Source organism: Streptomyces sp. NPDC036815, from assembly GCF_055609205.1.
Genome location: NZ_JBVJPW010000032.1, coordinates 42,800 through 68,353, shown reverse-complemented (window position 1 = coordinate 68,353; position 25,554 = coordinate 42,800). Strand labels below are relative to the sequence as shown.

Here is a 25,554-nt window from a genome sequence, read left to right as displayed (position 1 = left end):
ACGCCGGCGGGAAGCCCCTCCAACGTCGCGACAAGCGCGGGTCCGTGCGACTCCCCCGCGGTCAGCCAACGCAACCTGCTCAACGGATGCTCCTCTGCCTCAGCGGGATGTGCTCGGCGCGAGCGCGTAGCCGGGGAACAGGCGTCGCATCTCGTCGTGGAAGTCCGGGAAGGTCTTCGCCACGCAGTCCGGGTCGTCCAGCGAGATCGTGTCCGGGACGGCGAGCCCGAGGACCGAGAACGACATCGCGATCCGGTGGTCGCGCCGGCAGTCGATGCGGGCGGGGCGCGGCACTCCGGGGTGGACGGTGATCCAGTCCGGTCCCTCGGCGGTCCCGATGCCGCAGGCCCGCAGGTTCGCCGCCACGGCGGCGACGCGGTCGGACTCCTTCAGCCGCGCGTGCGCGACGCCGCGGATGGTGATGGGCGCGTCGGCCAGGGGTGCGATGGCGGCGAGGGTCATGAACGTGTCCGAGATCTCGCCCATGTCGACGGTGAAGCCGCCGCGCAGCGGTCCGGTGCCCGTCACCGTGGTGGCCGTCGCGCCCACCTGCACCTCGGCGCCGGTGCGTTCGAGGACCTCGACGAAGCGGAGGTCGCCCTGGAGGCTGTCGGTGCCGAGGCCGGGCACGGTGACGCTGCTTCCGGTGACGGCCGCGGCGGCGAAGACGTAGGAGGCGGAGGACGCGTCGGGCTCGACCGCGACGTCGGTGGCGTCGTACGGCCGCGGTGCGACGTGGAGGATGCCGTCCTCGCCCTCGTCGACACGGGCTCCGAAGCGGCGCATCAACGCCAGTGTCATGTCTACGTAGGGCCTGCTGACCAGGCTTCCGGTGCGGATCCGCAGGCCCTCGCGCATCAGGGGCGCGGCCATCAGGAGTCCGCTCAGGTACTGGCTGCTCAGCGACGAGTCCACGGAGAGCTCGCCGCCCGCCAGGCCGTGGGCGCGGATCAGCAGGGGAAGTCCGTTGCCGGGCCCGGGTTCCAGGTCGGCGCCCAGCGCGCGGAGCGCGTCGAGCAGGGGGCGCTGCGGGCGGGCGCGGAGCTGCTCCGAGCCGTCGAAGAGGAAGGTGCCGTGTCCGGCGGCGGCGAAGGGCGGCAGGAAGCGGGCCGCGGTGCCCGCGTCGGCGCACCAGGGCCGGGCGGAGCCGGACGGTCCGCGTCCTGTGCCCGTCACGTCCCAGTACGCGTCCCGCGGTGCGGTCCGCACGGTGTGGCCGCACGCGCTCAGCGCCTCGCGGAAGGCGACGGTGTCCTCGCTCACCAGGGGAGCGTGCACTCTGCTCGTGCCGTCGGCGGCCGCGGCCAGCAGGAGCAGTCGGTTGGTCAGGCTCTTGGATCCCGGTATGCGGGCGGCCAGGCCGGTGCCCGGCTCGTTCTCCGTGATCACGCGGGTGCCTTCCTGGGGCGGGGTGATGGGGGGGGTTCACAGCAGGGTTCGCAGGCCGGGGAGCTCTCTCGGGGGAAGGGGGAGCTCCCCGGCCCGGTCGGGGGACGGTGGCCGGCCGGGACCGTCAGGAATCCGGCCGGACGCACCGGGCGAACGGCGGCGACGTCACCATTCGAGCAGGGCGAGCCCCGCTGCCATGCCGCCGCCGAAACCGGCGAGCAGGACCAGGTCGCCGGGACCGAAGGCACCCTTGCGGGCGGCCGCGTCCAGGGTGATCGGGATGGAGGCGGCGCCCGTGTTCCCGTACTCCTCCAGCGTGAGGTGGGTGGTGGCGCGGGACAGCGACAGGTCCTCGATCACGGTGTCGAGCATGACGCCGTTGGCCTGGTGCGGCACGAAGTGCGCGATGTCGTCGGGCACCACGCCCGCCTCGTGCAGGAACTGCTTGGTCAGGTGCGGCAGTTGCTCCACCACGAAGCGGCGCACCTCGCGCCCGTCCATCGCGAAGTACTGCAGCCCCGCGTCGAGCGCTGCCCGGTCCGGGGGGACCCGGCTGCCGCCCGCGGGCACCTGGATCAGGTCCGCCAGATCGCCGAAGGTGTGCAGTGCTACGTGGCGTACCCTCGGGCCCCGGCCGGGGCCGAGGACCATCGCGCCCGCGCCGTCGCCGAACAGCACGACCGTCTTGCGGTCGGCCGGGTTCAGGATCCGCGAGTACACGTCGGCGCCGATCACCAGCGCGTGACCGCCGGTCCTGGAGAGCATGCCCTCGACCACCGACAGCGCGAACACGCTGCCCGAGCAGACCGCGTTGACGTCGAACGCCGCCGCGCCGAGGGCGCCGAGCTGCTGCTGCACGAAGACCGCGGTCGGCGGCTGCGGCCGGTCCGGTGTGGACGTGGCCACCACGATCAGGGACAGCTGCGCCGCCGTGATGCCCGCGGACTCCAGCGCGGCGCGCCCCGCGGCCGCCGCCAGGTGCGAGGTGGCCTCTCCCGGCGCGGCCCAACGCCGTTCCCTGATCGCGGTCTTACGGACGATCCACTCGCCGTCGACCCCGGCCGGGGCCCCGACCTCGTCGTTGGAGACGATGCGGTCCGGCACCCGGGAGCCCGTACCGAGAACTGAGATTCCGCTCGCCATGCCCTACCGCCGCTCGTAGATCCGCTTGTGGCCGCGCAGGGCGGCGAGACGGAACTGCCCGCTGCTCTGCACCGGCGTCGGGTAGTCCCCGCCGTCGGTGGGGAAGGACCGCTCGTGCAGCTCGCGGTAGCCCGCGTAGTCCAGCGGCTTGCGCCGCTCGATCGACGCGCGGTGCTCCGCCGTGCGCAGCTGCTCGCGGTAGCCCGGCACCACCTGTCCCGCGAAGAACTCGGCGACGCTGCCCGAGCCGTAGCTCAGGAAGCCGATCGAGCGGCCGGTCAGGTCATCGGCCTGGTCGAGGAGCGCGGCGAGGCCGAGGTACACCGATGCCGTGTAGCTGTTGCCGATCACCCTGTTGTACGCGGTGGTCTGTCCGAGCGCGTGCTCGATCGCGTCCTTGTCGGTGTCGTAGCCGCAGTAGTTCAGCAGGTGGCGGTGGGCCTTGTAGGCCATCTTCGTGAACGGCTGGTGGTAGCAGAACGCGGCGAACTCCTCCAGGGAGTGCCCGCCCTGCTCCGTGTAGTCCTTCCAGCAGCCCTCGACGGCCTGGAGGTAGGCGGAGATCGACTCCTGCCCGTCCACCAGCGCCGCGTCCCGGTAGTTCGGCCGCCAGAAGTCCATCACGTCCGCGGTGAACAGCCCCGAGGGGCCGTCGAGCCGCAGCAGTGCGGGATCCGTGCCCACCAGCATCGCCACCGCGGCGGCGCCCTGGGTGGCCTCGCCGGGGCTGTCCAGTTCGTACTTGGACACGTCGCTGGCGATCACGAGGACCTGCTGGGAGGGGTCGCGCGCGACGAGGCCCAGCGCGAACTGGAGCCCCGCGGTCGCCCCGTAGCAGGCCTGCTTCAGCTCCACGACCCGCGCCGCCGACGGCAGCCCGAGCAGTGAATGCACGTACACGCCACCGGACTTGGCCTGGTCGATCGAGGACTCGGTCGCGAAGACGACCGTACGGATGCGCTCGCTGCCGTGCCGCTCGATGATCGGCGCGGCCGCCGACGCGGCCAGCGTCACGATGTCCTCGTCGGCCGCGGGCACGCTCATCGACTCCTGGCCGATGCCTATGTGGTACTTGCCGATCTCCGTGCCGTTGTACGCGGCGAGCGCCGTGTGCGGCAGCACGAACTCGGTCGTCGCGAACGACAGATCATGAATACCTATGCCTGAACCACTGGCCATGACTCACACACCGACCTTTTCCGTCTTGTTGTCGCGCTCCAACTGGACGTGCGCACGCATCAGTTCACCGGGGTTGGTCTGGGCGGCGAGGAGCGAGAGCTCTCCGCACAGCACGGTCGCCGCCGCGATGACGGCGAGCCTGCGGGCGTTCTCCCCGGTCTCGCGCTCGGCCCGGCAGCCGAGCCGGGCGAGGTTGGTCTCCACGAACTCGAGCCCCTTGCCGTTCCCCACGGTGCCGACGATCAGGTTCGGCAGGGTGCAGGCGAAGTAGAGGTCGCCGTCGCGGTCCTCGGCCATCGTGACGCCCTGGGAGCCCTCGACGATGTTGGCCGCGTCCTGGCCGGTCGCCAGGTAGAAGCCGAGCAGCATGTTGGCGTAGTGGGCGTTCGCCGAGCGGATGCCGCCGGCGAGCAGGGTGCCGAGCATGTTCTTGCGGATGTTCAGCTGGACGACCTTGGCGGCCGTCGTGTGCAGGACGTCGGTGACGATGTCGCGTGGGATCAGCAGCTCCGTGACCACGTTCTTGCCGCGGCCGAGGATGCCGTTGATCGCGGTGGCCTTCTTGTCCGTGCAGTAGTTGCCCGAGATCGACCCGTAGGAGATGCCGGGGATCGTCTCCAGGAGGTGCTTCAGGAGCGCGTCGGACGCGAGCGTCGCCATGTTGTGCCCGGACGCGTCACCGGTGGTGAACTCGAACCGGATGAACAGCAGGTTGGCGTTGATCTCGTGCCGGATGTCGATCAGCTGGGCGAACCTGCTGCAGCCGCGCACCACTTCGCGCAGCTCGTCGATCCGCGCGTCGATGGCCCGGGCGGCCACGTACGCGGTCTGCGCGTCCGTCGCCTCCACAAGGACCGAGCGGGTCATGCGCTCGTCGACGAGGGTGGCGACGATGCCCTCCTCGACCAGCCTGGACACCTTGGCGCCGCGGCCCACGGAGGGCCACAGCGGCGTCTCGTACGTGGCGAGGGGGACCTGGGTCTCGGTGGTGGCGACGTTCCCGGAGATGCGCAGGGGTCCGACCCAGCGCATCGGTACGCCGGCTATCGCGTGTGTCTCGGTCATCGGGTGCTTCCCGTCAGCTCGTGGGCGGCCTCGGCGGAGCGCGAGCGCTGGGCGAAGGGCCCCGTCTCGATGCCCCGGTCGGCGCAGAAGTTACGGAGTTCGCCGTGGATCAGCAGATCGCAGCGCCGCAGGTCGGCGGGGGTGCGGGCGCCGAGCATGGTCTGCATGGCCGCCAGCTGGTCGAGCCAGGTCGAGATCTGCGCGATCAGCGCGGAGACGCCCTCGTCCTTCAGCGTGCGCAGGAACCCGCCGGAGACGCCGACGCCGGACGCGCCGAGCGCGAGGGCGCGGACCACGTCGAGCGCGTTGCGGACGCCGCCGGAGGCGAGGACGGGGATGCCGACGTCCTGCGTGTCGAGGAGGCACGCGGCGGTGGACTGGCCCCAGCCGTGCAGGAACGCGTACTCGCGCAGCTCCCTGCGGCCGTTCTCGATGCGGGCGAAGTCGGTGCCGCCCCGGCCGCCGAGGTCGGCGACCTGGACGCCGAGGGTCTCCAGGAGGAGGACCGTCTCACGGCTGAGGCCGTTGCCGACCTCCTTGACGATCACGGGGACGTCGACGGCCGCCGCGATCTTCTCGATCTGCGGGACCCAGGACGAGAACGACCGGTCGCCCTCGGGCATCGGCGTTTCCTGGGCCGTGTTGATGTGGATCTGCAGGGCGTTGGCCTGCACCAGGTCGATGGCGCGCTGCGCCTTGTCGACCGACGCGGTCGCGTTGACGTTGGCCAGGACGAACCCGTTGGGGTTCTCCTTGCGCAGCACGCTGAACGTCTCGGCGCACGACGGGTCCTTGAAGTACGCGCTCATGGAGCCGGAGGCGACGGCGACGCCGGTCTCGCGGGCGGCGATGGCCAGGTCCCGGTTGATGACGCCGGTGCTGACGCTGCCGCCGGTCATCGCGTTGATGTAGAGGGGCACCGGCCAGGAGATGCCGGCGAAGGTCGTGGCCAGGGACACGTCCGGCCGGTCGATCCCGGCCAGGGCGTGGTGGACGAACGACACCTCGTCGAACTGGTTGTGTCCGCTGTGCTGACGCTGGTGCTCGACAGCGAGGCGGACGTGGTCGTCCTTGCGTTGAGAGATCATTCTTCGTTCCCTTCCATGGCGGGACGGATCGGCAAGGGCCGCACGCCCGCCGTGGTCCACCGTTTCTGTACGTGAGCGATGTCCTGTGACGCCTCGGCGTCGAGCAGCGCGATGCCGCAGTCCCCGCCGCCCGCCCCCGAGGGCTTGGCCGCGCCGCCGACGGCTTCGGCGGCGTCGCACAGCGCGGTCAGCCGTTGCGTGAAGATGCCGAGCCCCACCTCTTCGTCGAGGCGGGCCAACTCCTGCCGGGCGCGCCGGATCTGCCGCAGCAGACCCTCCCGGTCACCACCCTCCAGTGCGTCGACCGAGGCACGCACGAAGTCGTTGCTGGTCTCCACGAACCTGCGGTGGGAGGCGCTGCCCCGCCAGGTCCGCCGGTCGAGGCCGGAGACCAGGGACGAGGTGGAGGCGGGTGTTCCGGTCCAGCCGACCTCCAGTGCGAGGCCCTCGGGCCGCGGCAGTACGCGTACGTCGTGGCCGGGCCAGGGCACGCGCAGGGCCTCCTCGACGCCCGATCTTCGGGCCAGGTCGAGGACGGCGGCCCGGTCGGGTGCCCGATAGGTGATCCAGCCGCCCCAGGTGCCGGCGGCGAGGTCACCGCCGGACGCCCTGGGTTCGATGCCCGCCGTGGCGAGCATCGCGAGGCGGTAGCGCGCGTCGCGCGTCAGGTCGAGGCCGCAGTGGGCCGCCAGGGCGTCGACGGTCGCCACGACGACCGCTCCGCTCGACCCGAACCCGAACTTGGTGCCGTTGTCGTGCAGTTCACTGCTGACCGAGACGTCGAGCGCGGGTGCGGGAAGGCCCCGTTCGGCGAGCAGTCGGCCGACGGACTCGATGGCCGCCGCCACGTGGGTGAAGCTCTCCCGGAGCAGCTGCTCGTCCCGCGGCCCCGATCCGCCGAGCCGGCCCTCCCGCCATCGGCAGTGCGCCTTTCGCGCGGCGAGGTCGGAGGAGAGTACGACGCCGGGTGCGCCGGGGTCGGACACGGTGACGGTGACGTACCGGTCGACGGCGACCAGGATCGCCGGGTTGCCCGGCTCCACCACCGCGTACTCACCGGCGACGAACAGCTTGCCCGGCGCGCGCCGGACGACCGTCGGACGACCGGTCACCGTCCGTCCCCGGACAGCAGCCGGGCGCCGGGCCCCGGGCGGGCGACGTGGATCGCGCCGCCCTGCGCGGCGCCGCGCACCACGTCGGCGACCCGGTCCGCGTCCGCACTGCGGCAGAGCACCTTCACGTTCGGCCCGGCGTCCATGGTCGCGAAGGCCGCCACGCCGTCGCGGCGGAGCTGCAGCACGCTGTCGAGCACGGTGAGCGTGGCGGGTGAGAGGTAGCGCACCGCGGGACGGGCCGCCAGCATCGTGGCGTGCATGCCGAGCGCGTTGCGCTCCGCGATCTCGCCGACGGCTTCGAGGTCGCCGCGGCCCAGGGCCAGGCGCATGTCGGCCAGGTCGGCCTTGCTGGAGAGGGCCCAGGGCTCGTAGAGGGGCGAGGTGTCGACGGTGCGGCGCATGGCCGCCCGGCTGGACACGTCCTTGGGTCCGGCGTTGACGACGGCGACGACGAGGGCGGGGTCGAGGGGGCCCGCGGGCACCGGCTCGGCGTACGAGCTCAGGTCCGCCTCCTCGTCCGTGCCGTCCGTCCGGCCCGCGTGCCAGACCACGAAGTCCCCGAAGAGCGACCGGGAGGCCGATCCGGAGCCGCGCCGGGCCAGCCGCGACAGCGCGGTGACGTCGAGGTCGAGTCCGTAGGCGGCGGCCGCGGCCAGGGCCAGGGCGGCGAATCCGCTGGCGGAGGAGGCGAGGCCCGCCCCGGTGGGAACGGTGTTCTCGGTCTCCACGACGGCCGGGTGGCCGACCCCGGCCCGCTCGCGCACCAGGTCGAGGAAGGTGATGATGCGCTGTCGCGCGTCGCCCTGCGCGGGTTTGCCGCCGAGCGTCACCTCGTCGTCACCGGCGTCGGGGGCGAGTTGGACCCGGGTGGTCGTCGGGAAGATGTCCAGGGTCATCGAGAGGCTGTCGGTGCGCGGCAGGATGAGCCGCTCGTCGCGCTTGCCCCAGTACTTGATGAGAGCGATGTTCGGATGCGCCACGGCGGTCGCGGCACCCGCGGTGTCCGTGGCCGCGCGCACCGCCGTGTCCATGGCCGCGCGTACCGCGGTGGCCTGCTGTTCAGCGCCCATGACCGGCGAACCCCCTCAGCGGTACGACCCACGTCTGTACGGCGCCGGCCTCGTGCAGCCGCCGGGTCACCGCGCTCGCCTGTTCCGACTGGGTCAGCGCGATCACGCAGCCGCCCATGCCACCCCCCGTGATCTTGGCGCCGAGGCTGCCCGCCCCGAGCGCTCCCTCGACCAGTGCGTCGATGCGCCCGGTACTCAACCCGGCGGCGCGCAGCAGCTCGTGATACTCCGTCATACGCGAGCCCAGCTCCTCGGGCTTGCCGTCCGCGAGGGCGTGCCGGGACTCGTCGGTGAGCTCCGTGGCACGGCGTACGAAGCGCTCCTGCGCGCCGGAGTGGCGCTGGAAGCCCTCGCGCAGCAGCCCGACGGCGTCCTTGGTGCGGCCCACCTCGCCGCTGTCGGCGACGATGAACAGCCCGTCGCAGCCGATGGGCAGTTCCTCGGCCCGGCCCTGCTGGAACAGCAGGGGTCCTGACGCGCCCACCGCGGTGGCGTCGACGCCGCTGGCACGGCCGTGCGCGACGTTCTCGGCGGTCTGCACCAGGTCGAAGGCGGTCTGCGGGGTGACCTCGCGGTCGAAGAGGTCGGCGAGCGCGAAGACGACCGCCCGCGCGCAGGCCGCGCTGGAGCCGAGGCCGCGGCCCGGCGGGATCGCGCAGTCCAGGATCACGTCGAGGTGTACGTCGTCGGTGACGTCCATGGTCGACCGGAATTCCGCGGTCAGCCGCTGCAGCCAGTCGGACGCCTGCGTCGCCACCGGCCGCGAGGCGGAGCCGGTCATCGTCAGGGACACGTCGCCGGTGTCGTCCGGCGTCCTGGCGGACCAGCCCGCGCTGGCCGTGACGGCCAGTTGGGGCACCGGAAGCGCCAGGGCGGGGGCGCCGTACACCACCGCGTGCTCCCCCAGCAAGATGGTCTTCGCATGGGCGCGGCCGATACCGACCGAGCGAACACGACGGATTTCTGACACCCCCTCCGCCGAGGCCGGTGGCGTCAACGCACTCAGCTCCCTTTGTCTTTTCTGCATGGAGATCGCATCATCCTGAGTTCTGGGTAGGAATGAAGCCGGCCCGATGCCGACAGAGCCTCGGCCGTTCCAGAAGAACGGGCCTGGTGAGAAGCAGCGCATCGCTTCTCGCCAAGCCCTTTGTCTTCAGCCTCTGGGCGTGCGACGCCCGGCGGGGGTGGAGATTGCCTCACGCGTCGGAGTGCAGGAGCTTCTCCACGCGCTTCTGCCACTGGTAGTACGTGGCGATCTTGTGGTACTCGCCCTTGGCCGTCGACGCGATGCCGTAGACGTAGTTGTGGCCCTCGAAGGGAGCGTCCTTGATGATGCGCTCGAAAGTCGGGGCCAGATTCACGGGAAGGCCGAGCGGCTCCGGCGTCATGACGGAGTAGGTGAATCGCTCGATCTTCGGGGAGTCCCAGCTCAGGGTGGTGTAAATGGTGAACGACCGCTCGCAGAACTTGAGCAGTTCCTCGCTCGGCGCCGCCAGCCCGAGTTCACCGAGAATCGCCTTGACCCCCTTCTCCTGGAACACCTCGGCCGGCACCCGGTCACCGACGCCGCCCCCGAAGTACAGGTTGACCGTGCGCTTCGCGTAGTCGATGCCGACCACGCTGACCATGTCGGCGAGGCCCCACTTCTCGAAGAAGTCGAGATTCGCGGCCACGCTCGGCGGGACCGAGGGAAGCTTGACGAGATCGGAGAGCTTCACCAGCTTCTCCGCGTCGGGGAAGGCCCAGCCCTTCGTGAATCCGCCGGCGACTCCGAAGTCGACGCCGTAGCTGCCGATGGGGAGTTCCCGGTGGATCTCCTCCAGCAGACTGCCGACGGCGTGGTCCGTCTTCGGGGTGATGCCCTTCTCCAGGGCGCGGCCGTAGAGGTCCACGTCCGTCGGGAGCATCGTGAAGCGGCAGTCGAGGTCGTCCGCGCTGCTGCCGGTCGAGGCCCGGAAGGAGATCACGGACTGCCCGATCACATCCTCGAAGGCTTCCAGAATGGGCCAGACCTTGTCACGCGAGGCGTTGACGTCCACCAGCTGAGCCGTCTTCTCGATGATCGAGTACAGCTTCGTCAACTCGGCGGTTTCCGGCATTTTTCCTCCATTGATCGATATCGGCTTGAGGTGGCGACGAACACGTCATGGGGGCACACCAGAAGCCCGTACGGCCGCATCGCGGCACGACGAAAGGACTACGAAGAAGAGCGTTCACGCGGGGGCGGTTCCCGGATCCGGCCTGTCGGCGGCAACTCCGGGCGCGCCGCGCAGGACCACGCACCGACGACGCGCGGGAAGGGAAGGGGAATCAGCACTGCGCCGAGCAGGAGCCTGGCCCCATCCGTGCGAGCGGGCGGCCACGGCGCTCAACCCGGCGTCTCGCGGCGGGTTTTGGGCATAATCGGCGTGCGGAAATAGTGACACGGGGGGAGCCGTCGAGCCAAGGGGCCCATAAGTGACGCGGGTCACACCATGACCCGCGGGCGCGCCCCTCGGCCCGGTTCGGCGGACGTCACACGTACTGGCAGATGCCCCGCGGCAGATACGACCCGTGTCCCGCGCGCCCCGCGTACGTCCGGCCGTCGATCACCGGGACGCCCCGGGACAGCACGGTCTCCACCCGTCCCGTCACCCGCTTTCCCTCGTACGCCGAGTAGTCGACGTTCATGTGGTGCGTCCGCGCCGACATGGTCTGCTCGGCGTGCGGGTCGTAGATGACGATGTCCGCGTCGGCGCCCGGGGCGATGGTGCCCTTCTTCGGGTACAGGCCGAACATCCGGGCCGGGGTGGCGCAGGCGACCTCGATCCAGCGGCGCCGGCTGATGTGCCCGTCGACCACGGCCTGGTGCAGCAGGTCCATCCGGTTCTCGACGCCCGGCATGCCGTTCGGGATCTTCGAGAAGTCGTCGCGGCCCATCTCCTTCTGCCCCTTGAAGCAGAAGGGGCAGTGGTCCGTGGAGACCACCTGCAGATCGTTCGTGCGGAGCCCGCGCCACAGCACCGCCTGGTGCTCGCGCGGGCGCAGCGGCGTCGAGCAGACGTACTTGGCGCCCTCGAAGCCGGGTTCCGCGAGGTTGTCGGTCGACAGGAAGAGGTACTGCGGGCAGGTCTCACCGAACACCGGGAGGCCCTCGTCCCTGGCCCGGGTGAGCTCGGCGACGGCCTCCTGCGCCGATACGTGCACCACGTACAGCGGGGCGCCCGCCACCTGGCTCAGCTTGATCACACGGTGCGTCGCCTCGGCCTCCAGGAGCGCCTTCCTGACCTCCCCGTGGTAGCGCGGGTCCCGCTCGCCGCGTGCCAGCGCCTGCTCCACGAGGACGTCGATGGCCAGGCCGTTCTCGGCGTGCGTCATCACCAGGCCGCCGTTGGAGGCCGCCTGCTGCATCGCCCGCAGGATCTGCCCGTCGTCGGAGAGGAAGACGCCGGGATAGGCGGTGAAGAGCTTGAAGGAGCTGACGCCCGCGGCGACGAGCCGGTCCATCTCCTTGAGCGACGACGCGTTCACGTCGGACATGATCATGTGGAAGCCGTAGTCGACGGCGCACCGCCCGGCCGCCTTCTCGTGCCACGCGTCGAGGCCCTCCGCGAGGGTCCCGCCCTTGGGCTGGATCGCGAAGTCGATGATGGTGGTGGTGCCGCCCCAGGCCGCGGCGCGGGTACCGGTCTCGAAGGTGTCCGCGGCGAGGGTGCCGCCGAACGGCATCTCCATGTGCGTGTGCGCGTCGACGCCGCCCGGGATCACGTACTTCCCGGTGGCGTCGAGCACGCGGTCGGCGCTCCACCCGTGGCTTTCGCGGGTGGCGAGGGCCGCGACCCGGCCGTCCTCCACCAGCACGTCGACGGGCAGTTCGTCGGAGGCCGTGATGACCAGGCCGCCGGTGATCAAGGTGCGGTTGCTCATGTGGTGCGCTCCCTTTCCTGCGGGCCTGCGAGGCCGGTACGTGAGGTCGACTAAGCGCTCCGCAGGGCGCGTTCGAGGATCGCGGCGCCCTCCTCCGCCTCCGCCACGGTCAGCGAGAGCGGCGGGGCGACGCGCAGCACACTGGTGTCGTGCCCGCCGCCCTTGCCGATGAGCAGACCGCCCTCGCGGGCCGCCTCCAGGACGGCGGCGGCCGCCGGTGGGTTGGGCCGGTCCGTGCCAGGTTCGACCAGCTCGACGCCGATCATCAGGCCCCGGCCGCGCACCTCGCGCACGACGGGCAGCTGGGCGCAGATTGCCCGCAGCCGCTCGATGAGGAGCCCGCCGACGCGCCGGGCGTTGCCCTGGAGGTCGTGCTCCAGGAGGTACGCGAGGTTGGCGAGGCCGGCCGCCATGGTGACCGGGGAGCCGCCGAACGTCGAGATGGAGTTGGCGTCGAGGGAGTTCATCACCTCGGCGCGGGCCACCACACCGCCGATCGACATGCCGTTGCCGATGCCCTTGGCGAAGGTGAGGATGTCCGGCGGACCGTTGTGGGCGTGCGCCTGCCAGCCCCAGAAGTGCTCGCCCGTGCGCCCCCAGCCGGTCTGCACCTCGTCGGCGATCCACAGGATGCCGTGCTCGTCGAGGACCTCGCGGAAGGCCGCGTAGAGGCCGTCGGGCGGCGAGGTGAAGCCGCCGACGCCCTGGATCGGCTCGGCGATCAGCGCGGCCACTCCCCCGCGGCTCTGCCCGAGCATGTCCCGCAGGTCGGCGACGCAGGCCGCGGTGAACTCGGCGTCGCCCAGTTCCGCGTACGGGCCGCGGCTGCGGACGCCGCCGTGCACGTACAGCGTCTGGAGCGGCGAGAGGCTGGTCGGCGACCACGACTGGTTGCCGGTGATGCCGACGGTGGTGAAGGAGCGGCCGTGGTAGCTGTTGCGCATCGCCAGGATCTGGTTCGAGCGGCGGTGCGCGGTGGCGAGCAGCAGCGCGGCGTCGTTGGCCTCGGTGCCGGAGGTGGTGAAGAAGACGCGGGCGTCGGGGATGCCGGACAACGCCGCGATGCGCTCGGCGAGTTCGACCATCGGCCGGTTGAGGTAGAGGGTCGAGGAGTGGATGATCCGGCCCGCCTGCTCGCTCACCGCCTTGGTGACCTCGGGCAGGGCGTGCGCCGTCATCGTGGTGAGGATGCCGCCGAAGAAGTCGAGGTACTTGGTGCCGTCGGCGGCCCACACGTGGCGGCCCTCGCCGTGGGTGAGCTCCATGGGCCGCTGGTAGTAGAGCGCGAGCCAGTCGGGCAGCACTGCCTTGTGGCGGTCGTACAGGTCGGTCACGGCTGCACCAGCCCTTCGTAGGCGTCGGGGCGTCGGTCGCGGTAGAACGCCCACTGCTGGCGTACTTCCTCGATGAGGGCGAAGTCGAGGTCCCTGACGACGAGTTCTTCGGTCTTGTCGCTCGCGGTCTCGCCGACGAACTGCCCTCGGGGGTCGACGAAGTACGACGTCCCGTAGAAGTCGTTGTCGCCGTACTCCTCCTGGCCGACGCGGTTGATCGCGGCGACGAAGTACTCGTTGGCGACGGCGGCCGCGGGCTGTTCGAGCTGCCAGAGGTGGGCGGAGAGGCCGCGCGAGGTGGCGGAGGGGTTGTAGACGAGCTGGGCGCCGCCCAGGCCCAACTGCCGCCAGCCCTCGGGGAAGTGGCGGTCGTAGCAGATGTAGACGCCGACCTTGCCGACGGCGGTGTCGAAGACGGGCCAGCCGGCGTTCCCCGGCTTGAAGTAGTACTTCTCCCAGAATCCCTTGACCTGCGGGATGTGATGCTTGCGGTACTTGCCGAGGTAGCTGCCGTCGGCATCGATCACGGCAGCGGTGTTGTAGTAGAAGCCGGACTGCTCGACCTCGAAGACGGGGACGACGATCACCATGCCGGTCTCGCGGGCGAGCTCCCGCATGCGCGTGACGGTGGGTCCGTCCGGCACGGGCTCCGCCCAGCGGTAGTGCTCCGGCTCCTGGACCTGGCAGAAGTAGGGGGCGTTGAAGACCTCCTGGAACCCGATGATCCGCGCGCCCTGCCGGGCCGCCTCCCGGGCGTGCTCCTCATGCTTGGCGATCATGGATTCGGTGTCGCCTGTCCAGGTCGCCTGGACCAGTGCGGCGCGTACGACGTTGACCATGAGCTGCTCCTTCGCGGGTCCTTGAGAGGACGTCAGAGAGCTTCTACGCACGTAGACTTGCTGCGTGGATTAGGAGAACGTAAGCCTCCGCCGACGGGCTGAGCAAGACCATCGCCGTCAACCGGCGGAGTCGATCATGTTTCGCACCCGAGCGGGCCAGAAACGGGCGGAAAGCGGCAGAAGCGCGGCAGCGCCACGCGTCCGCCCGGGCAGCTGTCCGGGCGGGCCCGCGACTCCCTCGGGACGGCCTCGGTCAGGCGCTGAATCCCGCGACGCGCAGGGCGTGCACCAGGTCCCAATGGTGTTCGTCCGAGACCGCCTTGGCCGTCTCCAGGAGTACGGGGATGAGGCGGTGCGGGTCGGTGTGCGCGCAGCGGGCGACGTCCTCGGGGGTGCGCACGCGCAGGTAGGAGTCGAGGAGCGCGCGGGCCTCCCGCTCGCGGCCCGCGTCGATCAGCGCGAGGAGCGCCTCGGCTATCTCGGGCGCGGGGCGCGCGACGCCCTGGCGGAGGAGCTTCCTGCAGTCGTCGCCGCGGCCGGCCCCGGCGAGCGCGTCCGCCAGCGCGACGAGCCGGTCGGGCGGCAGGGACGCGGCCTCCCACAGCAGGGTCGCCCAGTCCGCGCCGAGGCCCGCCCGGTGCAGCTCCCCGGCGAACAGGGGCAGCCGGGCGGCGGGCCAGGCCGCGGCCTCGACGAGCACGCCGTGCGCCTCGCCGCTGCGGCCCTCGCCGCGCAGCCGGACGAGGTCCCGTACGGCGTCGGAGGTGATGCGCTCGTCGGAACCGGCGTCGGCATCGGCGCCGCCGACGTCGGCAGGCGGTACGGGCGCCTGCGCGGCGGCGGGCGCGAACCGCGCGCCGCGGGGCGCCTTCCCCGCCTCGGCCGGGGCCTGCGCCGCGCCCTGACCGGCCGCACCATCACCGCCGTCCCCGAGTCCGGCGAACCGCGCGCCGCGCGGGCGCCGCCGGGAGCGCTCGGCGCGCTCCGGGGTCGGCCCCGGCGCCGGGTTCTGCCGGGGTACGCGGAGCTCGCCCTCCGCCGCGTCGAAGGGGTGGGGCGAGGCGTGGGCGTGCTCGGCGGGCTCCGCACCGGCCGCCCCGCCGCCGAAGTCACCGCCGAGGTCACCGCTGAAACCGCTCCCGAAGCCCCGGTCGAAGGCCTCGCCGACGTCCGCGCGCGCGGCCCCGGCGAAGTCGCCGCCCGGCGCCGCCGTGCCGAGGTCGACCCACGAGGGGCGCGCCGCCTCGGTCAGGCGGTCCATGCGCTCCTGGAGTTCGGCGCACCGGGCGGTCGCCCGTTCCTGGTCGTCGCGCACCCACGCGAGGTCGAGATTGACGCGGTCCACGTCATCGGCGTGGACCGCCTCGGCCAGCTGCCGCGACAGGTCCGCCTGCCGCTCCAGGGCGACCCGCTGCTCCCTCAGCATCATGTCGAGCCGGTCGCTGAGGAGTTCGCGCCCGCCCGGCCGGGCGTCGTACGCGTCGAGGGAGGCCCGGTGCAGGGCGCGCGCCCTGCCCGCCTCCCGCTCGGCCTCCGGGACGCCGCGGTCCGCCGCCAGGTCGTGGAGCAGCGCCTGCACCACGTCCCAGGGCGGTACCTCGGCGCCGTCCAGGCAGGCGCGCATGCCGTCGGGGTCGCGCTGCCAGAACACGCCGCACCAGCCCGCGTCCTGGTCGAGCAGCCCGACCAGATTCCTCAAATACCTTGCGAACTCCCTTACTTCTTCCGGGAGTTGTCCTACTGACATCTGTCCAGCACCGCCCCGTGGAGACTTGGAGTCTTCCGGTCCGGAAGATAACACCAGATGAGTTACGGGACGACTACATGCGGTTTTCCGCTCACTGGTCGGGATGTACCACCATCGCCGATCCGCCGCCCCTGCGGACCTTCTCCGCGGCCGCGAGCCACTTCCCGCCGGGCAGCCGCTGTACGCCCGTGGCGGCGCCGATCTCGGGGTTCTGCTTGAAGGAGTGCCCGATCGCCTCCAGGGACGTGCGGGTCCGGCTGTTCCAGAGCTCCGGTTCGAGCTCGGTCTGCGCGGCGTTGCGCTGGCTCGCGCGCGGCGCGGCGATCGCGTCGACGAGGGGAAGGCCCCGGTCGACGAAGCCCGTCAGGGTCTGCAGGACGGTCGTGACGATGGTCGCGCCGCCCGGCGAGCCGAGCGCCACCACCGGCCTGCCGTCCTTGAGCACGATGGTCGGGGAGATCGAGGAGCGCGGCCGCTTGCCGGGTCCCGGCAGGTTCGGGTCGTGCACCGCCGGGTCGGCGGGAGCGAAGGAGAAGTCGGTGAGTTCGTTGTTGAGCAGGAAGCCGCGGCCCGGCACGGTGATGCCGCTGCCGCCCGTCGATTCGATGGTGAGGGTGTACGCGACGACGTTGCCCCACTTGTCGGCCGCCGTCAGGTGCGTGGTGTTCTCGCCCTCGTACGTCGTCGGGGCCGCCCGGTCGCCCGTGCCGCACGCCCGGGGGTGGCGCGGGTCGCCGGGCGCGAGCGGGCTCTTGAGGACGGCGTCGTCCTTGATGAGGCACTCCCGGGAGTCGGCGAACCGCTGCGAGAGGAGGTGCTTCGTCGGTACGTCCTCGAAGGCGGGGTCACCCACCCAGCGCCCCCGGTCGGCGAAGGCGACGCGGCTGGCCTCGATGTAGCGGTGCAGGTACTTCGTCCTGGAGGCCGCGGAGAGGTCGGTGCGCTCCAGGATGTTGAGGGCCTCGCCGACGGTCGTGCCGCCGGAGGACGAGGGGGCCATGGAGTAGACGTCGAGACCGCGGTAGGAGGTCTTCGTGGGCTTCTGCCGCTTCACCCCGTACTCCGCGAGGTCCCTGACGGAGAGGTCACCGGGCCGGACGACGCGGCCGGACCCCGGGTCGACGGGCGGCTTGTTCACCGTGCGCGTGATGTCCTTGGCCAGCTTGCCGCGGTACAGCGCGTCGACGCCGTCGCGGCCCAGTTCCCGGTAGGTGCGCGCCAGGTCGGGGTTCTTGAACGTGGAGCCGACCACCGGCAGCCTGCCGTGCGGCAGGAACAGCTTCGCCGTGGCGGGGAAGTCCTTGAACCGCGCCTGGTTGGACTCGGTCTGCGCGCGGAACGTCGGATCGACGGTGAAGCCGTCGCGCGCGAGGCGCTCGGCGGGCTTCAGGAGCGTGCGCAGGCTCTTGCTGCCCCAGGTGTCGAGCGCCGAGCGCCAGGTGGCGGGCGTGCCGGGGGTGCCGACGCCGAGGCCGCTGGTGACCGCGTCCGCGAAGGGGATCGGCTTGCCGTTCTCCAGGAACAGCCCGGAGTCGGCGGTGCGCGGGGCCGTCTCGCGGCCGTCGATGGTGCTGACCTCGTGGGTCCTCGCGTCGTAGTGGACGAAGTACCCGCCGCCGCCCACGCCCGCCGAGTACGGCTCGGTGACGCCGAGCGCGGCGGCGGTGGCGACGGCCGCGTCCACGGCGTTGCCGCCCTTCCTGAGCACCTCGATGCCGGCCGCCGAGGCGTCCGGGTCGACGCTGGCGACGGCGCCGCCCTCGCCGACGGCGACCGGCGTCTTGGCCGGGGCCCTCGCAGCACCGTGTGCGGGTGCCGGTTCCGCTGAGCGCGTAGGCGAAGGGGGCGCGGCCGCACCGACCGACACCAATACCCCTCCGACCGCCCATAGCGTCAAATTCCGTACGACAGCGCGACGCATTCGTACCTCCAGTCAACAGCCGTCTGCGCAGCGTAACTTCGCGGCCCCCGTCGCGTCAGGACCTCCTCGAACACCGGTCCGGCAGCCCGCTAGCATGCGCCCCCATGACTGAAGACGTGCGGAACCTCGTCCTCGGCCTGATCGCGGTCGGCGTCAGCGCCGCCCTTGGCTGGCTCCTCCGCGGCCACCTGTGGAAGCGCAGGCTCCGCCGCAAGCAGGCCTTCTTCGGGCTGCCCGACAACTCCGAGTCGCTGCTCGTGGTGAACCGCGACGCGGGCGGCCCGGAGCTCATGGTGGTGCGCCAGGACGTGTTCGCGCTCATCGAGCTGGCCGCGGTGATCAAGGAGTGCGGCGCGCACGCCCAGGTCGTCGCGCACGACGCGGCCCAGCAGGGCTTCGGCGAGCGCACCGAGTTCTGCGTGGGGTCTCCGGCGGTGAACCGCCGCATGGCGGCCCACATGCACTCCCTGCTGCCCGGCGTCCGGGTGAACACCGAGCCGGAGCCGGTCCCCGACCGCGGCGCCTTCCAGATCGGCGGCGAGCGCTACCGCCTGGAGTCCGGTCTCGCCGAGCACGTGATCCTCGCCCGGCTCACCGCGGACCAGGGGCAGGACGCGCGCCCGGTCTTCCTCTTCTGCGGCCAGCGCGCGGTCACCAGCCAGGCGGCCACCCGCTATCTGGCCCGTCACCACGAGAAGCTCGCCCGCAAGTACGGCAACAACTCCTTCGTGCTGCTCCTGAAGATCGTCAATTCGCAGGCGTACGGGCCCGACGTCGTCGAGCTCGTCGCGGACGTGACGCGCGAGGCCCGGGCCCCGCTGCCCGTACCGGCCGCCCGCTCCTCCCATCGCGCCAAGTGACGCACCGCTCACGGAGCGCCGACACCATTCGGGCGCTTCTGTGACCTAGCAGGCATTTTCCGGACAACAGACAACCCGGCGGGGCGATCCGCCCTCTCTCCGTGCAGTCCACATTCGCACGGAGGTACGTTCCTTGACCCCCCAGAGCCCTTCGAGCCGCCGACGCCCCCTTCGCACCCGCCACGCGGCGGCAGCGGGCCTCGCGGTGCTCACCGCCGCACTGACCGCCTGTTCCGGCGGCAGCGGCTCGTCCGGCGCACAGGCCGCCGAGAAACCGAAGATCTCGGTGAACCTCTCCGGACAGCAGGCGAAGGCGGGCGGCCCGGTCACGGTGAAGCTGGCCGAGGGCCGGCTGGAGAAGGTGACGGTCGCCGACGACAAGGGCGCGAAGCTGCCCGGCAAGGTGTCCGCGAACGGCACCACCTGGACCTCGCAGCGCACGGTGGCGCCCGGCACCGCCTACCGGGTCGAGGCCAGCACGGACAAGGGCGGCAGCGCGAAGTCGTCCTTCAGAACGGCCGCGCCCGACCAGGTCAACAAGGTGACCCTCGCCCCGGGCAAGGGCACCACGGTCGGCATCGCCCAGCCCCTTTCGATCACCTTCGACCACGCGGTGCGCAACAAGGCCGAGGTCGAGAAGGCCCTCAAGGTGACGACGTCGAACGGCACCACGGGGTCCTGGGGCTGGATCAAGAACTACGACGGCAAGGACCGCGTCGACTGGCGCCCCAAGGAGTACTGGAAGTCCGGCACGAAGGTGAAGCTGGACGCCCGCCTGAACGGCATCGACTCGGGCGGCGACGACTGGTTCGTCCGGGACTACGCGACGAACTTCACCGTGGGGAAGAGCCAGGTCGTCAAGGTGGACCTGGACAGCAAGACGGCGACCCTGAAGCGCGACGGCAAGACCGTGCGGTCGATGCCCATGTCGGCCGGCACCCCCGGCGGCGAGAAGGCCTCCTGGGGCGGCACCTCCGTCCTGATGTCGAAGGAGGGTACGATCAACATGCGCTCCGAGACGGTCGGGCTCTCCGGCAGCAACAGCTACAACAAGATGGTCGACGACTCGATGCGCCTGACCTGGTCGGGCATGTACGCGCACGCGGCCCCGTGGAACGCCTCGTACTTCGGCAACACCAACCACAGCTCGGGCTGCATCGGCATGAGCGACGGCGACGCGGGCTGGCTCTACGGCCAGGCCCAGCCGGGCGACCCCTTCGAGGTCACCGGCAGCGGCTCGAAGGGCGTCCCGGACCCGGGCAACGGCTACGGCGAGTGGAACCTCTCCTGGTCCGACTGGCAGACCAAGAGCGCGCTGAAGTAGTCGCCACCTCTTCAACTATCGTTACCGGGGCGTAACTTACCGATGGGTTACCCCCGGTAAAGGGTCGCGGTTACCGTCGGGTCACTTTGCACTTTCAACGAGTGAGGAAGTGATCCGTGAGAGCTCCGCTCCCGCACCGGGCCCCGCGCACGACCGCCCTGCGCACCACCACCGTCGGCGCCGTCTCCGCGACCCTCGTCGCCGGCGCCGCCTTCGGTCTCGCCCCGACGGCGCAGGCGGCACCGGCCGCCGCGCCGCCGGCCGCGAGCTCCGGCGCCTCTGCCGACGTGCGCTTCGTCGACATCCCCGGCGACGGCGGCACGGTCCTCAAGGCCAACGTCTTCACCCCCACGGGCGCGAAACCGGGCGTCAGCTACCCCTCCATCGTGCTGCCCACCAGCTGGGCCATGCCCCAGATCGAGTACGTCGCCCAGGCGCAGAAGCTCGCCGACGCGGGCTACGTGGTGGTCAGTTACAACTCGCGCGGCTTCTGGCAGTCCGGCGGCGAGATCGAGACCGCGGGCCCCGAGGACATCGCCGACGCGTCCAAGGTCATCGACTGGACGCTGGAGAACACCCCGGCCGACCCCTCGAAGGTCGGCATGGCGGGCGTCTCGTACGGCGCGGGCATCAGCCTGCTCGCCGCCGGGCACGACAAGCGCGTCAAGGCCGTCGCCGCCATGAGCGGCTGGGGCGACCTCATCGACTCGATCTACAGCGGCCGCACCCAGCACGCCCAGGCGGCGGCCCTGCTCGGCGGCGCGGGCGCGCTCACGGGCCGGCCGAGCGCCGAACTCAAGCAGACGCTGCAGGACTTCCTCGGCTCCCACCTGGACAAGGAGGACGAGATGATCGCGTGGGGCGCCAAGCGCTCCCCCGCGACCTACCTCGACCAGATCAACGAGAACGGCGCGGCCGTCATGCTCGGCAACGCCTGGGGCGACACGCTCTTCCCGCCCAACCAGTACGCCGAGTTCTACGAGCGCCTGACCGGCCCCAAGCGCCTGGAGTTCCGCCCCGGCGACCACGCGACGGCCGAGGCGACGGGCCTGCTCGGCCTGCCCAACGACACCTGGACGTCCACGCGGCGCTGGTTCGACCACTACCTCAAGGGCGCGGACAACGGCATCGACAAGGAGCAGCCGGTCCAGCTCAAGTCCCGTTCGCAAGGAGACTACGAGGGCTACCCGGACTGGAAGTCGGTGGGCCCCACCCGCAAGAAGATCGCGATGGGCGGCACCACCACGATCCGCACGAACGTCGACTCGGGCGCCAACGGCGGCATCGCCATCCTCTCCAACGCCCTCGACCAGTTCCTGAAGATCCCGCCGATGGCCTCGGTGCCGCTGCTCCCGCGCCGCTACACGGGCGTCTGGCAGTCGGAGCGGTACGCGTCGGCCCAGCAGGTGCGCGGGACCGCGAAGCTGCACACGACGCTCTCCAGCACCGAGGAGAGCGGCACCCTCGTCGCGTACCTCTACGACGTGGGGCCGCTCGGCCTCGGCAAGCTGGTCAGCAACGCGCCGTACACCTTCCACGGCAAGACGCCCGGAAAGCCGTTCGGCGTGGACCTGGAGCTGTTCTCCACGGCCTACGACGTACCGGCGGGGCACAAGCTCGCCCTGGTCGTCGACACGGTCGACCCGCTCTACATCGAGCACAACCCGTCCGGCGCGCAGCTGACCTTCTCCTCGCCGGAGGCGGACCCGTCGTACGTGTCCGTTCCCCTGCGCGAGCAGTGATCTCCGGCTGCTGCCGAATCGGGTCTGGCCCTTCGCGCTGCTGCACTCCCCCTACGGCCCCGAAGGCGTGGGGGGACCCCCGGACAGCAGCGTCCCCGGTTCCGCCGGGGCCACGTCCGCGGCCTCGGTCTTGGGATTGCGCCGCTGACGCCTGGACACCCACTGGGCGAACCACGACAGCACCATGCACATCCCGATGTAGATCGGTGAGATCACCATGACCACGGGGATGAAAGGCAAATCGTAGTCGAGGTTCGAAGCGATCAGCTTCCCGGCGTGGAGGAACTCCTCGTAGGTGATCAGATATCCGAGCGAGGTGTCCTTCAGGGCCACCACCAACTGGCTGATGATGGCGGGCAACATGGCACGAACGGCCTGCGGTACGAGGACGTGTCCCATGACCTGTGTCTTGCGCATTCCGAGTGCGTAGGCCGCCTCCCGCTGCCCCCTCTCCACGGAGTTGACGCCGGATCGGAAGACCTCGGCGAGTACGGAACCGTTGTAGAGCGTGAGTCCGGCGACCAGCGCGGGAAGCGGCTGGACCTTCAGCGCCACGAAGACGAAGAAGATCATCACCAGGACCGGCATGGCGCGGAAGAACTCCACGACGAGTGTGGCGGCCCAGCGCACGGGCCGGTGGTCGGAGAGCCTGCCCATGGCGAGCAGGCCGCCGAGCGCGAGCGCGAGGACCGCGGAGATCGCGAAGGCCTTGAGCGTGTTGCCGAGGCCGCGTAGGAGGAGTTCCTGGATGCCCTTGTACTCGAAGGGCGTCCACTTCGTCGACGTGAACTGGTCGGTGTCGAAGAGCAGGTAGAGGATCCAGCCGACGAGCGCGAGCACGATCAGGGTGGAGATCGCCCCGTACAGCTTGTGGCGTCGGACGGTTCTGGGGCCCGGGATGTCGTAGAGGGCGGTGGAATCGTGGGAGAGGGCTTTCATCGGGCGACTCCCCAGCGCTTTTCGAGGACATTGAAGATCGCGCTGATGGCGAGGGTGATGACGAGGTAGCCGACGGCGATCCAGACGAACGTCCAGATGATGTTGTAGCCCAGCTCGTTGAGCGTCTTGTACGTGCCGAGCAGCTCGGTGACGCTGAACGCGCCCGCGATCGCCGAGTTCTTGGCGAGCGCGATGAGGTTGGAGCCGACCGGTGCGATGACCGACCGGAAGGCCTGCGGCAGGACCACCACGGACAGGGTCTGGCCGAAGGACATGCCGAGGCTCCGGGCCGCCTCGCCCTGCCCCTTGGGCACGGTGTTGATGCCCGAGCGGAGCGCCTCGCAGATGAACGCGGAGGTGTAGCAGCCGAGGGCGAGCACCGCGAACACCTTGAAGGGCAGCACCAGACCGAAGCGCGGCAGCCCGAGCAGCACGGCGAAGAAGAGCAGCGTGAGCGGGGTGTTGCGCAGGACCGTGACCCACGCCGTGCCGAACGCCCGGAAGGAGCCGACGGGTGCCACCCGGAACGAGGCCATGACGAAGCCGAGCACGAGGGCGAGGACCGAGGCGTACACGGTCAGTTCGACGGTGCCGAGGAAGCCTTTGCCGAACGTGGAGAAGTTGTCTGTCAGTACGTCCACGACGCCTCCTCAGCTCGCCGGGTAGCGGTCGATGGCGGGCGGCTTCGGCGCCGGGACCCCGGAGAGGCCGAGCGTGGCGTCGTACGCCTTCTTCCAGTCGCCGTTCTTCTCACCGGCCGCCAGGGCGTCGTCGACGGCGAACCGGAGGGCGTTGTCGCCGCGGGGCACGCCGATGCCGTACGGCTCCTTCGAGAACGGCTTGCCGACCACTTCGAGTTCGTCGGGCACCTTGGCCGCGTAGCCGATCAGGATCGCGTCGTCGGTGGTGACGGCGTCGACCTGATAGGTCAGCAGGTTGTCGACGCAGACCGAGTACGTGTCGTAGGCGACGAGGGTGGCCTTCGGGTAGTCCTGCTGGATCCGCTGGTAGGGCGTGGACCCGGCGGCCGAGCAGACGCGTTTGCCGGCCAGGTCCTGCGGGCCCTTGATGTCGTCCTCGTCGCTGCGCACCAACAGACCCTGGCCCGCCATGTAGTAGGGGCCGCCGAAACCGACGAGCTTCTTGCGGTTGTCGTTGATGGTGTAGGTGCCCACGTAGTAGTCGATCTGCCCGTTCTGCAGGGCGGTCTCGCGGTTGGCCGACGCGATGGTCTTGAACTGGATCCTGGCCGGGTCGAGGCCGAGCGAGGCCGAGATCATCTTGGCGATCTCGATGTCGAAGCCGGAGTAGCGCCCGCTGGCCGGGTCCTTCTCGCCGAGGTAGGGCTGGTCCTCCTTGGCGCCGACGATGAAACGGCCGCGGCTCCTGGCCTTCTTCCAGGTCCCCGACGCGGGCAGCTGGAAGCCGGTCGCCACGCGGTACTTGGGCAGTTCCTCGGCCGCGGGCCCCTTGGTGGGCGGGCTGCCCTCCTTGCCGCAGGCAGCGGCGGCGCAGGCGGCGAGGGCGAGCGCCGCGAGCAGGCGTGTCGTACGCATGGTGTGTCGCTTCACGAACACGTCCCCCCGTCAGTGCTTGAGGATCTTGGAGAGGAAGTCCTTGGCCCGCTCGCTCTCCGGGTGGGTGAAGAAGTCCTCGGGGGTCCGGTCCTCGACGATGCGGCCGTCGGCCATGAACACGACCCGGTTGGCCGCGGAGCGGGCGAAGCCCATCTCGTGGGTGACGACGACCATGGTCATGCCCTCGCGGGCGAGCTGCTGCATGACTTCGAGGACCTCGTTGATCATCTCGGGGTCGAGGGCCGAGGTCGGCTCGTCGAAGAGCAGCGCCTTGGGGTCCATGGCCAGTGCGCGGGCGATGGCCACGCGCTGCTGCTGGCCGCCGGAGAGCTGTGCCGGGTACTTCTCGGCGTGTGCGGAGAGGCCTACGCGCTCCAGGAGCTCCCGGGAGCGCTTGTCCGCCTCGTCCTTCTTGCGGCCCCGCACCTTGACCTGTGCGAGGGAGACGTTCTGGAGGACGGTCTTGTGCGCGAAGAGGTTGAAGGACTGGAAGACCATCCCCACTTCCGTGCGGAGCCTCGCGAGCGCCTTCCCCTCGTCGGGCAGTGGCCGCCCGTCGAGTCTGATGGTGCCCGACTGGATGGTCTCGAGCCGGTTGATCGTGCGGCACAGTGTCGATTTGCCCGACCCGGACGGGCCGATGACGACGACCACCTCCCCCTTGCCGACGGTGAGGTCGATGTCCTGGAGGACATGCAGCTCTCCGTAGTACTTGTTCACATCACGCAGCTCGATCAACGGATCGACGGCCATGGCAAGACCTGCCCACTCTCAGCTGTGTACGTCCGCGCAAACTATCCACGTGAAAACGGGACTTACTGGACGACACGCACTTATGGGCATTAACCGTATTTGAGGCAATTCGGGTTACGTCTCGGACGCCTCCGCGTAGACCTGGGAGAGCTCGGGCGCCCCGTGGACCGCCCAGTCGAGCCCCGCCGCGACGACCGGGATGTCCCGGCCGGTCTTCAGCCGGACGACGGGACTGCCGCCGGGCCAGACGTGCCAGGTCGCGCCCGGCACCGTCCGCACCACGACGGAACCCAGGTAGAGCCCCGCGTCGTTGCCGAGCCACGGCAGCAGCTCGGGGTCGTCGCGCCAGCGCGGCAGAAGCTGGTCGAGGGCCGCCAACGAGGCCGGGGAGTCGTCGAGTTCGAGCCCGGCGGCACTCGCCTGGGAGCGCAGCAGCTCGCACTCGGAGAGCAGGTCGCCGACGCCGTCCGGATCCTCCTGGAAGGCGGCCGCGAGCCCCTCGGCCGGATCGGTCGCGGAGTGCCGTCTGCACCACTTGTCGAGGAACGGGATGTTCATGATCG

The 25,554-nt window shown here is 70.8% G+C and carries 22 protein-coding genes; 3 read left to right on the top strand and 19 right to left on the bottom strand.

What is annotated here, in order from left to right; genetic code table 11:
• Positions 1-99: 99 nt before the first annotated feature.
• The 14 genes from aroA to ggt form a co-directional block, all read right to left on the bottom strand.
• Positions 100-1,389 carry a 3-phosphoshikimate 1-carboxyvinyltransferase gene (gene aroA / locus ACZ69I_RS37180; RefSeq protein ID WP_470836931.1) on the bottom strand — a complete coding sequence of 430 codons (1,290 nt, stop codon included), beginning with the start codon at positions 1,387-1,389 and terminating at the stop codon, positions 100-102.
• 165 nt (positions 1,390-1,554) lie between these two features.
• Positions 1,555-2,532 (bottom strand): 3-oxoacyl-ACP synthase III family protein, encoded by a 978-nt coding sequence (locus ACZ69I_RS37175; protein ID WP_470836930.1) that lies wholly within the window; start codon positions 2,530-2,532, stop codon positions 1,555-1,557.
• Positions 2,533-2,535: 3 nt separating this feature from the next.
• Positions 2,536-3,711 carry a hydroxymethylglutaryl-CoA synthase gene (locus tag ACZ69I_RS37170; protein ID WP_467678688.1) on the bottom strand — a complete coding sequence of 392 codons (1,176 nt, stop codon included), beginning with the start codon at positions 3,709-3,711 and terminating at the stop codon, positions 2,536-2,538.
• Between the two features lie 3 nt (positions 3,712-3,714).
• Positions 3,715-4,776, bottom strand: coding sequence for a hydroxymethylglutaryl-CoA reductase (locus tag ACZ69I_RS37165; protein ID WP_470836928.1), 1,062 nt, complete (start codon positions 4,774-4,776; stop codon positions 3,715-3,717).
• Positions 4,773-5,864: a type 2 isopentenyl-diphosphate Delta-isomerase gene (gene fni / locus ACZ69I_RS37160; protein ID WP_467678685.1), complete on the bottom strand. Its 1,092-nt coding sequence runs from the start codon at positions 5,862-5,864 to the stop codon at positions 4,773-4,775. The genes ACZ69I_RS37165 and fni overlap by 4 nt, the downstream gene beginning before the upstream one ends.
• On the bottom strand, positions 5,861-6,976 hold the full coding sequence (locus tag ACZ69I_RS37155) for a phosphomevalonate kinase (protein ID WP_470836927.1): 1,116 nt from the start codon (positions 6,974-6,976) through the stop codon (positions 5,861-5,863). The genes fni and ACZ69I_RS37155 overlap by 4 nt, the downstream gene beginning before the upstream one ends.
• Entirely contained in the window at positions 6,973-8,010 is a 1,038-nt protein-coding gene (gene mvaD, locus ACZ69I_RS37150) for a diphosphomevalonate decarboxylase (RefSeq protein WP_470836935.1), read from the bottom strand. The genes ACZ69I_RS37155 and mvaD overlap by 4 nt, the downstream gene beginning before the upstream one ends.
• A 28-nt stretch (positions 8,011-8,038) precedes the next feature.
• The gene (gene mvk, locus ACZ69I_RS37145) at positions 8,039-9,076 is read right to left on the bottom strand and encodes a mevalonate kinase (protein WP_470836926.1); all 1,038 of its coding nucleotides are present in this window, start codon (positions 9,074-9,076) and stop codon (positions 8,039-8,041) included.
• 169 nt (positions 9,077-9,245) lie between these two features.
• Positions 9,246-10,148, bottom strand: coding sequence for an aromatic prenyltransferase (locus tag ACZ69I_RS37140; protein WP_470836925.1), 903 nt, complete (start codon positions 10,146-10,148; stop codon positions 9,246-9,248).
• A 415-nt stretch (positions 10,149-10,563) separates the two neighbouring features.
• Positions 10,564-11,955, bottom strand: coding sequence for a dihydropyrimidinase (gene hydA, locus ACZ69I_RS37135; protein WP_470836924.1), 1,392 nt, complete (start codon positions 11,953-11,955; stop codon positions 10,564-10,566).
• Positions 11,956-12,005: 50 nt separating this feature from the next.
• Positions 12,006-13,289, bottom strand: coding sequence for an aspartate aminotransferase family protein (locus ACZ69I_RS37130; protein ID WP_470836923.1), 1,284 nt, complete (start codon positions 13,287-13,289; stop codon positions 12,006-12,008).
• Positions 13,286-14,128: a nitrilase-related carbon-nitrogen hydrolase gene (locus ACZ69I_RS37125; protein ID WP_470836921.1), complete on the bottom strand. Its 843-nt coding sequence runs from the start codon at positions 14,126-14,128 to the stop codon at positions 13,286-13,288. The genes ACZ69I_RS37130 and ACZ69I_RS37125 overlap by 4 nt, the downstream gene beginning before the upstream one ends.
• A 253-nt stretch (positions 14,129-14,381) precedes the next feature.
• Positions 14,382-15,827: a hypothetical protein gene (locus ACZ69I_RS37120; RefSeq protein ID WP_470836920.1), complete on the bottom strand. Its 1,446-nt coding sequence runs from the start codon at positions 15,825-15,827 to the stop codon at positions 14,382-14,384.
• Positions 15,828-15,966: 139 nt separating this feature from the next.
• Positions 15,967-17,796, bottom strand: a complete 1,830-nt coding sequence (ggt, locus tag ACZ69I_RS37115; RefSeq protein ID WP_467678667.1) for a gamma-glutamyltransferase — start codon at positions 17,794-17,796, stop codon at positions 15,967-15,969.
• A gap of 104 nt (positions 17,797-17,900) precedes the next feature.
• Here ggt and ACZ69I_RS37110 point away from each other — a divergent pair, with 104 nt between their 5' ends.
• The 3 genes from ACZ69I_RS37110 (at position 17,901) to ACZ69I_RS37100 (ending at position 21,722) form a co-directional block, all read left to right on the top strand.
• Positions 17,901-18,656, top strand: a complete 756-nt coding sequence (locus tag ACZ69I_RS37110; protein WP_470836918.1) for a hypothetical protein — start codon at positions 17,901-17,903, stop codon at positions 18,654-18,656.
• A gap of 133 nt (positions 18,657-18,789) precedes the next feature.
• Positions 18,790-19,980 (top strand): L,D-transpeptidase, encoded by a 1,191-nt coding sequence (locus ACZ69I_RS37105; RefSeq protein WP_470836917.1) that lies wholly within the window; start codon positions 18,790-18,792, stop codon positions 19,978-19,980.
• Positions 19,981-20,096: 116 nt separating this feature from the next.
• Positions 20,097-21,722, top strand: a complete 1,626-nt coding sequence (locus ACZ69I_RS37100) for a CocE/NonD family hydrolase (RefSeq protein WP_470836915.1) — start codon at positions 20,097-20,099, stop codon at positions 21,720-21,722.
• Between the two features lie 51 nt (positions 21,723-21,773).
• Here the strand turns inward: ACZ69I_RS37100 and ACZ69I_RS37095 are convergent, their stop codons facing one another.
• From ACZ69I_RS37095 to ACZ69I_RS37075, 5 genes are all read right to left on the bottom strand, one after another.
• A complete protein-coding gene (locus ACZ69I_RS37095; protein ID WP_467678659.1) occupies positions 21,774-22,661 on the bottom strand; it encodes an amino acid ABC transporter permease in 888 nt (295 codons plus the stop codon).
• Positions 22,658-23,302, bottom strand: coding sequence for an amino acid ABC transporter permease (locus ACZ69I_RS37090; RefSeq protein ID WP_467678657.1), 645 nt, complete (start codon positions 23,300-23,302; stop codon positions 22,658-22,660). Before ACZ69I_RS37090 ends, ACZ69I_RS37095 begins: the two co-directional genes overlap by 4 nt.
• A 9-nt stretch (positions 23,303-23,311) precedes the next feature.
• Positions 23,312-24,217, bottom strand: coding sequence for a glutamate ABC transporter substrate-binding protein (locus ACZ69I_RS37085; protein ID WP_470836913.1), 906 nt, complete (start codon positions 24,215-24,217; stop codon positions 23,312-23,314).
• A 30-nt stretch (positions 24,218-24,247) separates the two neighbouring features.
• The gene (locus ACZ69I_RS37080; RefSeq protein WP_470836911.1) at positions 24,248-24,991 is read right to left on the bottom strand and encodes an amino acid ABC transporter ATP-binding protein; all 744 of its coding nucleotides are present in this window, start codon (positions 24,989-24,991) and stop codon (positions 24,248-24,250) included.
• Between the two features lie 114 nt (positions 24,992-25,105).
• Positions 25,106-25,549 carry a DUF6278 family protein gene (locus tag ACZ69I_RS37075; protein WP_470836910.1) on the bottom strand — a complete coding sequence of 148 codons (444 nt, stop codon included), beginning with the start codon at positions 25,547-25,549 and terminating at the stop codon, positions 25,106-25,108.
• Between the last annotated feature and the right edge of the window lie 5 nt (positions 25,550-25,554).

Coding starts and splice junctions, on each gene's coding strand:
- ACZ69I_RS37175 (WP_470836930.1), bottom strand. CDS start 2,532: ATGGCGAGCGGAATCTCAGTTCTCGGTACGGGCTCCCGGGTGCCGGAC.
- ACZ69I_RS37170 (WP_467678688.1), bottom strand. CDS start 3,711: ATGGCCAGTGGTTCAGGCATAGGTATTCATGATCTGTCGTTCGCGACG.
- ACZ69I_RS37165 (WP_470836928.1), bottom strand. CDS start 4,776: ATGACCGAGACACACGCGATAGCCGGCGTACCGATGCGCTGGGTCGGA.
- fni (WP_467678685.1), bottom strand. CDS start 5,864: ATGATCTCTCAACGCAAGGACGACCACGTCCGCCTCGCTGTCGAGCAC.
- mvaD (WP_470836935.1), bottom strand. CDS start 8,010: ATGGACACGGCGGTGCGCGCGGCCACGGACACCGCGGGTGCCGCGACC.
- mvk (WP_470836926.1), bottom strand. CDS start 9,076: ATGCAGAAAAGACAAAGGGAGCTGAGTGCGTTGACGCCACCGGCCTCG.
- ACZ69I_RS37140 (WP_470836925.1), bottom strand. CDS start 10,148: ATGCCGGAAACCGCCGAGTTGACGAAGCTGTACTCGATCATCGAGAAG.
- hydA (WP_470836924.1), bottom strand. CDS start 11,955: ATGAGCAACCGCACCTTGATCACCGGCGGCCTGGTCATCACGGCCTCC.
- ACZ69I_RS37125 (WP_470836921.1), bottom strand. CDS start 14,128: ATGGTCAACGTCGTACGCGCCGCACTGGTCCAGGCGACCTGGACAGGC.
- ggt (WP_467678667.1), bottom strand. CDS start 17,796: ATGCGTCGCGCTGTCGTACGGAATTTGACGCTATGGGCGGTCGGAGGG.
- ACZ69I_RS37110 (WP_470836918.1), top strand. CDS start 17,901: ATGACTGAAGACGTGCGGAACCTCGTCCTCGGCCTGATCGCGGTCGGC.
- ACZ69I_RS37095 (WP_467678659.1), bottom strand. CDS start 22,661: ATGAAAGCCCTCTCCCACGATTCCACCGCCCTCTACGACATCCCGGGC.
- ACZ69I_RS37085 (WP_470836913.1), bottom strand. CDS start 24,217: ATGCGTACGACACGCCTGCTCGCGGCGCTCGCCCTCGCCGCCTGCGCC.
- ACZ69I_RS37080 (WP_470836911.1), bottom strand. CDS start 24,991: ATGGCCGTCGATCCGTTGATCGAGCTGCGTGATGTGAACAAGTACTAC.
- ACZ69I_RS37075 (WP_470836910.1), bottom strand. CDS start 25,549: ATGAACATCCCGTTCCTCGACAAGTGGTGCAGACGGCACTCCGCGACC.